The organism is Microbulbifer sp. (assembly GCF_036563125.1).
In the GTDB taxonomy this organism is placed as follows: domain Bacteria; phylum Pseudomonadota; class Gammaproteobacteria; order Pseudomonadales; family Cellvibrionaceae; genus Microbulbifer.
Map to the genome: position 1 here is coordinate 1 of NZ_DATCMV010000192.1, position 9,203 is coordinate 9,203.

At 55.6% G+C, this 9,203-nt stretch carries 7 protein-coding genes; 6 read left to right on the plus strand and 1 reads right to left on the minus strand.

Features of this window, described 5'->3' with window-relative positions; all coding sequences use genetic code 11:
• Positions 1-2 precede the first annotated feature (2 nt).
• Together VIL80_RS16775 and VIL80_RS16440 are read left to right on the plus strand one after the other, a co-directional pair.
• Positions 3-164, plus strand: a complete 162-nt coding sequence (locus tag VIL80_RS16775) for a YceK/YidQ family lipoprotein (protein ID WP_414684582.1) — start codon at positions 3-5, stop codon at positions 162-164.
• A gap of 552 nt (positions 165-716) precedes the next feature.
• Positions 717-1,040, plus strand: coding sequence for a TfoX/Sxy family protein (locus VIL80_RS16440; RefSeq protein ID WP_332037177.1), 324 nt, complete (start codon positions 717-719; stop codon positions 1,038-1,040).
• A 58-nt stretch (positions 1,041-1,098) separates the two neighbouring features.
• Here the strand turns inward: VIL80_RS16440 and VIL80_RS16445 are convergent, their stop codons facing one another.
• Positions 1,099-2,217 carry a cation diffusion facilitator family transporter gene (locus VIL80_RS16445; protein ID WP_332037178.1) on the minus strand — a complete coding sequence of 373 codons (1,119 nt, stop codon included), beginning with the start codon at positions 2,215-2,217 and terminating at the stop codon, positions 1,099-1,101.
• A gap of 246 nt (positions 2,218-2,463) precedes the next feature.
• Between VIL80_RS16445 and VIL80_RS16450 the strand changes: the two genes are divergently transcribed.
• From VIL80_RS16450 to VIL80_RS16465, 4 genes are all read left to right on the plus strand, one after another.
• Complete coding sequence (locus tag VIL80_RS16450; RefSeq protein ID WP_332037179.1) at positions 2,464-3,996, plus strand: arylsulfatase; 1,533 nt, start codon at positions 2,464-2,466, stop codon at positions 3,994-3,996.
• A 132-nt stretch (positions 3,997-4,128) separates the two neighbouring features.
• Positions 4,129-6,126, plus strand: a complete 1,998-nt coding sequence (locus VIL80_RS16455; protein WP_332037180.1) for a DUF3604 domain-containing protein — start codon at positions 4,129-4,131, stop codon at positions 6,124-6,126.
• Between the two features lie 65 nt (positions 6,127-6,191).
• A complete protein-coding gene (locus VIL80_RS16460; RefSeq protein ID WP_332037181.1) occupies positions 6,192-8,159 on the plus strand; it encodes a DUF3604 domain-containing protein in 1,968 nt (655 codons plus the stop codon).
• 46 nt (positions 8,160-8,205) lie between these two features.
• On the plus strand, positions 8,206-9,203 hold a 998-nt coding region (locus VIL80_RS16465; protein WP_332037182.1), incomplete at its 3' end, for a sulfatase-like hydrolase/transferase.

The following is a 9,203-nucleotide window of genomic DNA, read 5'->3' on the forward strand; positions in this document are numbered from 1 at the left end:
GTTTGCTCAATAGTGAGCCAAGTGAAAGTGTAAACAAAGGGGCCACGGTTAACGGTGTACCACTGGTGGCCGTTGATGCGGTGTTCTCAGTGGCGGCCGATACGGTGGTTTTGCCTTACACAATATATTCACAGGCCAAAAACGGTAATATCAAGGTAAATTGAAGCGGCATGTCGAGCGGCTATCAGTTTGGCAACGCTGGATTTCCAAGTGGATTTCGCCGCCCGCTAAGTAGCTTTTATTCGGGTAAATAGGCAAATTTCACCCGCTCGCCTTCTGTACATTTACGCGACAGCGGAGCTTTTGGGGCTATGTTCGGGATTGTGTCCCATAACCGGCGGGCAATTTTTATATTCTTGTCTAAACTTAATGCTATAAACGCAATAACTTTTTACGCATGACAGCCATACCGAAATACTGGCTGATAACATCAGCCCGCATCTCATCGTTATGCAGCGATTGTATACATCGGCTGTCCCATTGGTATTTTGTGAAAATCCCCGGCGCGAAAATCAGTGTAAATCTCCATATTCCGATGGATGTGGTGGTATCTGGGCTGTGCGCGATCGTTGTGTTGCCGTTGTACCTACTTCCTGTCTGGTTGAAACCTGTTATGGCACATGGCAACGTTGGGTTGGTGGGTGCGGTTATCCGAACCGGGACAAGCAGTTTTGTTGTAACAGGATCCAGGATGACGTCTTAACAAGGAGAACGCTATGAGTTACAGCGAGGATCTCGCGGAAAGAGTTCGCGATCTGCTGCACGAAAATGAGGGGCTTACTGAAAAGCAGATGTTTGGCGGCCTCGCATTTATGCTCAATGGCAATATGGCCTGTGGCGTGGTAGGCCAGGAGCTGATGGTGAGAGTCGGGCCAGATAACTATGACGATGCTCTCAGCGAGCGCTATACCCGCCCGATGGATTACACCGGCCGACCACTCAAAGGCATGGTCTATGTGGAAGAGGACGCCATCGCGGCGGATCTTGATGGCTGGGTAAGCCGTGGTGTCGAATTCGCGGGCAATTTACCGCCCAAATGAGCATTTTCAGACAAAGCGCCGGAAATGCCGGCGCCACGTACTTTTCTGGTCGCTCAGCTTAAAGGCCAGTTTCGAATTGGCCCGGATCATCTAGTTTTGAGGATGGGGTTAGGCCGTCAATTTCTATGGTGAGGTGAAAGACCTGCGGGCATCGTTGCTTTAACTCCGCTTCCAGTTCATCAATCAACTCCTCCGTTGCCTCCAGGGTCGCCTGAACGGTGGCCCTGGTTTCCGCGTACTCCAGTACTGATTCTGTGCGGCGGTGCTCTGGAACGCGCTCCAGCAGTTCGCGCTCGTGCTTGGCAATACGTTGCTGTAAGTTGCGCATCAATACCTCTTCCCGCAATTCGATTTCTGCCACCACCACGGTGTGGGTATCGTCCACAATCACTGAACGCAGGTCGTGGTAGCGCTCGATTTCCCGGTGATTCTTGATGATGTCGTGAAAGGCGCGCTCAGCGCCCTGGTCGCGCACACTGGTGAGATAGCGCATATTGATCTTGCCGAGGAAGATGGCGGTGAGCCCCAGCATCAGCGCAATCAACACCGAGAAGCCAATATCCCACTGGGGATTGCCGGTGGAATAGGTCATGCCGATACCGGTAGCCGCCAGAATCACGCCGGTGACGGCGATGGAGTCCTCCAGCAGGACCGCGAGCAGTGTCGGGTCGTCCGCCTTCATCAGATACGCAAAGGGATTGCGCCGGCCCGCTGCGCGCATACGCGATAGAAATTCTTTACCCGCCACCAGCAGTACATAGCCTTCCAGCACGAAGGCGATTACCAACACCACCGCCGATATCCACACCGGCGCTATTTCCAGCCCCAGGACGGATACAGATTCCGGTGGCTGGGTATGTGACAGGTTATGCCACGCGTGCCAGGCGTGGGCGAGGCCGAGGCCACAGCCGATGGAGAACAGGCCGATGGCGCTCCACAGGTTCCACAGGTATTTCTTTTGCCCGTGGCCGAACGCGTATTCCCGATCTGCCGGGAGCCCGCCACGTTTGAGGCCGATGAGCAGGAATACCTGATTCAGGGTATCCATCAAGCTGTGCACCGCCTCGTTCATCATCGCGGCGGAGTGGGTCGCCAGAGCCGCGACACCTTTTAATACCGTAATGATGGCATTGACACAGATCGCGTAAAGAACGGCCTTTTTAGAGCCTTGAGCCATGGTTCCCCCCCAATTATTGGAAACACCAGAGTCGTAATTCCGATTTGAACAATTTTGCGTCAGCCCGGACGAGCGTTGCGCGGGGACAGAAGAGTATAGAAAACGCGGTCTGTTTCCAGCCCCTCGATTAAATAAATCCTCCTGCGCCATACAAGGCTGCAGTCGTTATTGCGTGCCTATACTTTTTGAACCCGAGTATTCGCACCTGTCATTGTTTACTTTTATTGGATGTTAAAGAGCTTTCTTATGACAAAGATATGTCGCCTTTTTGTATGGATCGCCCTTCTGTTTTCGACGTCTTTGGCGGTTGCGGCAGATAAGCCAAATATCCTCATTATCTGGGGGGATGATGTGGGGATGTGGAATATCAGTGCCTATCACCGCGGCATGATGGGAGGGTCTACTCCCAACATCGATCGTATTGCCAAAGACGGCATGATCTTCATGGATCACTATGCCCAGGCATCCTGTACAGCTGGTAGGGCGGCGTTTATTACCGGGCAGTACCCGATGCGGACCGGTCTCAGCACCGTGGGATTACCTGGTGCGGAACAGGGGCTCCGGGCAGAAACCCCGACACTCGCGGAAATGCTGAAAGCCCAAGGCTATGCCACCGGGCAGTTTGGTAAGAACCACCTGGGAGACAGGGATGAGCACTTACCCACAGCCCATGGCTTTGATGAATTTTACGGCATTCTTTACCACCTGAATGCCGGTGAATATGCGGAGCAATACGATTACCCGAGAGACGAGGAGACCCAGAAAAGGCTGGGTTTAAAGCTGCGGGGGATCGTTCACACCAAGGCACTACCCGGCGGCAAACAGGAGATCGAGGACTTGGGGCCGTTTGGTTCCGAGCTGCAGAAGACTCTGGATCAGAAAGTACTGGAACAATCCAAGCGCTTTATCACCGAGGCGGTCAAGGCAAACAAACCGTTCTTCGTGTGGCACAACACAACACGTATGCACTACAAAACACACTTGACCAAGGAGTATGAGGGTAAAAGTGGTTATGGCATTTATGCCGACGGCATGATGGAGCTGGACGATATCGTTGGTTCGTTGCTGGATCTAATTGAAGAGCTCGGCGTTGCCGATAATACGCTGGTCATGTTTTCTACTGACAACGGCGCGGCATCCAACTCCTGGCCGGATGGTGGCAACCAGCCGTTCCACGGCGAAAAAGGTGTGGGCGGTTGGGAAGGCGGTTTCCGTGTGCCAATGTTGGTCAAATGGAAGGGTCATATTCCCGCTGGCGTCTCCACTGGTGAGTTCATGACCATGGAAGACTGGATGCCAACCATTATGTCGTTCGTTGGGGAACCAGACGTCAAAGGAAAGTTGCTGTCCGGGACCAGGATCGGCGACAAAAAATTCAAGGTGCATTTGGACGGCTACGACCAGAGTGACCTGGTACTGAATCAGGGAAAAACCAAGCGCAAGGAGTTCTACTACTTCACCGAAACGACATTTCACGGCATGCGCTACGGCGACTGGAAGTTCCTGTTCATCGACCAGGAGGAATGGTTCCGCGGTACCCAGATTCCTCTGACCAGCCCCTACATCATCAATCTCAAACTGGATCCGTTTGAGCGATTTATCGATGCTCGTGGCTACGACGAGTGGGCTGAAAATCGCAGCTGGACACTTGGTCCGGCGGGTGGGCAGATCAAGGCGTTTATCGGGACCTTTAAAGAGTTTCCGCCGGTCCAGAAAAGTATGTCTGTGCAGGTGGGGGAAATTAGCACATTGATCAATTCATTCGCTAACCAGCGTTAAGAATTAGGACTTTGCTGCATCGCTTTTGTGCAGCTTCTGCCCCGTCACTTTTCGTCGGTCTGCCCTATGGGTGGCGGCGATAAGTGCACGGGGCAGTGACGTTTAACTACCGGATCACCAAGGAAGGACGCCATGAACAGGCAAGGATTCGCTCTATCAGTACTCGCGGCGGTAATCGCGCTGTCGGCCTGCGGTGGAGAAAGGGAAGACAAGGCCACAGCAGAAATCGAGATAGAGCAGGAAGTCACCAAAGCCGAAGGGAAGCCCCAGGTAGATCAGGCGGATAAGCCTGTTGCGGAAAGTACCGGGGAGAAAGAGCAAATCATCGGCGAGGAGTTCGGAGCGGATACCGCCCTCGTGGAATCTCCTGTCCACCCCACCCGTGCCTATTTCGGTGACACTCATGTTCACACCGGCTGGTCCGCAGACGCAGGGATGGATGGTGCCATTCTTACCCCGGAAGATGCCTACCGCTTTGCCACCGGCGAAGAGGTGAAATCCAATAGCGGGCTCAGGGCCAAACTGGCCCGGCCCTATGACTGGTTCATGATCACTGACCATTCCGATGGTATGGGGGTAATCAACGAACTGATCGCCGGCAACCCGGAAATGATGTCGGATCCAACCCTCAAACGCTGGAATGAGGCATTGAATTCGGGTGATGAGAAGAAGGCCGCTGATGCCAAGAGCGAGCTGATTGTTATGCAGTCCGAGGGCAAATTGCCCAAGGAGGTCATGGATCCCAAGTGGATGAAATCCGCGTGGGAAAAGACCGTGGATGCGGCGGAAAAATTCTACAAGCCGGGTGAGTTTTCCACCTTTATCGCCTACGAGTGGACTGTGAACGCCGATGGGGGCGACAACCTGCACCGCAATGTCATCTTCCGCGACGATGCCAGCAAGACCCGCGGCCTGTTGCCGCTCACGACTTTTCAGACCCAGGACCCGGAAAAACTCTGGGCCTGGATGAAAGCCTACGAAGACAAGACCGGCGGCCGGGTGTTGGCGATCCCGCACAACGGCAATATGTCCAATGGGCGTATGTTCGAGGAGAAGCGCTTCGACGGCTCGCCCATGACCAGGGAGTGGGCGGAAATGCGTGCCCGCTACGAGCCGCTGTATGAAGTTACCCAGATCAAGGGGCAGAGCGAGTCCCACCCCAGCCTGTCACCGGAAGATGAATTCGCCAATTGGGACCTGTGGGACCGGGGTAACCTGATCCTGAAACCCAAGCCACCGGGATCCTTCCCCTACGAATACTGGCGCCCGGCGCTGAAAGCGGGGATGCGCCTCGAAAAGCAACTGGGAGTAAACCCGTTTCAGTACGGTGCCAATGCCGGCACTGATACCCACACCGGTCTTTCCACCCCAGATGACGACAATTTCTTCGGCAAGTTCAAAACACTCGAACCCAGCAACAAGACCCGCTGGGACTTTCCGTTGCTGAGTGGTCCTACGGATACCTATATGGGGTGGGAGCAGGCCGCCTCCGGTATCACTGGCGTGTGGGCTTCGGAAAATACCCGCGAGGCCATCTGGGACGCAATGATGCGCAAGGAAACCTTTGCCACCACCGGCCCGCGTATGACGTTGCGCTTCTTCGGCGGCTTTGATTTCGAGAAATCCGATGCCGAAGGAGATCTGGCCGCCGCGGGCTATGCCAAAGGCGTTCCCATGGGCGGCAAGCTCAAAGGCGACAAGGGCGGCAAGCGCATCAAGTTCCTGGTCGCGGCGATGAAAGACCCGGAAGGTGCGAACCTTGATCGGGTACAGATCATCAAGGGCTGGGTGGACGGCAATGGTGATACCCACGAAAAGGTCTACAACGTCAAATGGTCCGGCAACCGCAAGATGGATGGGCAGGGTCACATCCCGCATGTGGGCGACACCGTGAACCTCAAAAATGCCACCTACAGCGAGGACATCGGTGACGCGCAGTTGTACGGCTATTTCGAGGACAAGGAATTCAACCCCGCACACAAGGCGGTGTACTACGTGCGGGTACTGCAGATTCCGACGCCGCGCTGGACGCTGTACGACAAGGTGAGAAACAAGATTGAAATGGACAAGAAAGTGCCGATGGTACAGCAGGAGCGCGCTTTCTCCAGCCCCATCTGGTACACGCCGTGAACACCCTGATTTGTTAAAAATTGGCGAGAGAGGATAACCCCATGCGAATCCCGGTCTGTTTACTAATGGCGGTCTTACTTGTCGCCTGCAGCGGCAAAAATGAACCCAAAAAGGTGGAATCCGATGAAAATCTCGGACTGGATGTGACCGCAGAGGTCGATGAACCCGCAGCTACCGGCCCAGAGAATTCCACGCCCACAGCAGACGCCATCACGACCGACGCAGAAACCGAAAGCAGCAGTAGCGTCCCCACCAATCCACTGCGCGATGCCTACTTCGGCGAGTTGCACATCCACACCGCTTACTCTCTGGATGCCTATATCTTTGGCAATGCACTGAATGACCCATTTTTGGCGTATCGCTTTGCCAAGGGCGAGACGGTGAAGTTGCCCACAGGTGTGGAGAAAAAAATCGTTGCGCCACTGGATTTCGTCGCCGTTACCGATCACGCCGAGGCCCTGGGTGAGTACGAGATCTGTACCAACCCTAAAATGAAGGGGTATGACACGGAAACCTGTACAGGAATGCGTGCCAACGAAATGAAATACTTCCAGGAAGTGTTTGCCGGGGTATCCAAGGTACCGGCAAAACGCCTGGTGGAAATCTGCGGTGAGGATGGGAAAACCTGCGTGGACGCGGTTTCCGGTCCCTGGTCCCGAATCCAGCAGGCGGCGGAGGAAAATTACGAGCCGGGGAAATTCACCTCCCTGATCGCTTTCGAATACTCGGCCGGTGCCCCGGAGGGCGGTGGCGGCATGATGCACCGCAATGTAATTTTCCGCAGTGACAAGGTGCCCCAGACGGTGTTCTCCGCGTTTGAAGGCAAACCGGAAGACCTGTTGCGCTGGCTCGAAACTAACTGCAGTGGCGATTGCCAGGTCCTGACCATTCCTCACAACCCGAATTTTTACTGGGGGCGGCTGTACTGGGGAAAGAATACCGATGGCAGCGAGTGGACCCAGGATATGGTCGAATTGCGCGAGCGCATGGACCGCCTGGTGGAAGTGATGCAGGTCAAGGGTAACTCCGAGTGCCAGGATGGCATCATGACCTCCGACGAGTCCTGTAACTTTGAGATGGTGTTCCAGAAGTGCACCGGCGACAACACGGTCGGCTGTACCAATGAATATGGACTGGTGCGCAATGGCCTGAAATTTGGCCTGCGCCATCAGGCAAATCTCGGTGTAAACCCCTTCAAGCAGGGGATGATCGGATCTACGGACAACCACAACGGTACCCCCAGCGACACCACCGAGAGCGACTTCCAGGGACATTACGCGACTAACGATGGCACGCCGGAAGTACGCCTTGGATTGAAGCTGAACCCGACGGCCCAAGCCATGGGACTGAGTGCCGAGGACGATCCCACCAAGCGCTATAACCCGGGTGGTATCGCCGGTGTCTGGGCGGAGAGCAATACCCGTGAGGGCATCTGGGATGCGCTGCACCGCAAGGAAACCTTCGGTACCAGCGGCACTCGCACCAAAATCAGAATGTTTGCCGGTTACGATTTTCCCGCGGACCTGGCGACAAAAAGCAACTGGGTAGAAGTGGGTTACCAGAGCGGCGTGCCGCAGGGCGGTGATCTGGGTAAGGCGCCGGAAGGAAAGGCGCCGACCCTGATGGTGTGGGCACAGCGCGACCCGAACAGCGCGCCGCTGGCACGGCTGCAGGTCATCAAGGGCTGGCGCACCGCCGACGACAAGCTGGAAGAAATGACCTACGACGTGGCCTGTTCTGACGGCGCCTCACCGGATGCGAAAACCCACCAGTGCCCGGACAACGGTGCCACCGTCAATCTGGAAGACTGTTCCATCAGTAGCGACAAGGGCGATGCGCAACTGGCGGCGACCTGGACCGATCCGGACTTTGATCCCGCAGAACATGCCTTCTACTACGCCCGTGTACTGGAAAACCCGGTATGCCGCTGGAGCATGTACGACGCGAAAAAGGCCAAGGTCGAATATCCCAAGGATTTGCAACAAACCATTCGCGAACGGGCCTGGTCTTCACCGATCTGGTACACGCCGTGATCCTGGGTTGAAGCGGTAGATAAAAATGTTGCCGGAGAGGAAGTCCATGGCAAAGGTAATTGGTGTTGCCGCATCGGCACTGGTGTTTTCTCTGACGGTCGCTGGTTGCTCGCAGGACGCGGCGCCCCCTGCGTCAAAGACGCAATCACCGATGGACGAGGTGGTAAAAGAAACGGAACAAATTACCGATTCAGATAAACACCGCGAAGGAGGTTCCTGGCCCGACCGCAAACATTTGCCCAACGACCTGTCGCCGTTTGAAGGCAAGATTGGCAAAACCTACCAGGAGTCTGAATCCAGCTGGCAGCAGGTACCCACGGCACCGGAGGGCGCCCCTAATGTCATCGTCATTCTGCTGGACGATGTCGGCTTTGGTCAGACTTCTACGTTCGGTGGTCTTATCCCGACGCCAAATCTCGATGAGCTGGCGGCACAGGGGCTGCGCTACAACCGCTTTCACACCACCGCCATCTGCGGGCCATCGCGGGCGGCGCTGCTGACCGGGCGCAACCATCATCAGGCGGGCAGCGGCTTCCTGATGGAGTGGGCCACCGGCTTCCCCAGCTATTCCTCCTACATTCCGAAAGATACCGCGACCGTGGCGGAGGTGCTGAAAGACAATGGTTACAGCACCTGGTGGTTCGGCAAGAACCACAACACCCCGGACTGGGAGGCGACAGTCTCCGGTCCGTTTGATCGTTGGCCCACGGGACTCGGCTTCGATTACTTCTACGGCTTCAATGCCGGCGAGACCCACCAGTACTATCCGGTGCTGTTTGAAAACACCGTGCCGGTGGAACCGGACAAGTCGCCGGAAGAGGGTTACCACTTCATGACGGATATGACCGACAGGGCCATTGAACGCATGAAGTTCGCGAAATCGGTGGCGCCGGAGAAGCCATTTTTCATGTACTTTGCCCCCGGCGCCATGCACGCGCCACATCACGTCACCGCCGAGTGGCGTGAAAAATTCAAGGGCAAATTCGATATGGGCTGGGACAAATACCGCGAGCAGGTGTTCCAGCGCCAGAAGGACATGGGCAT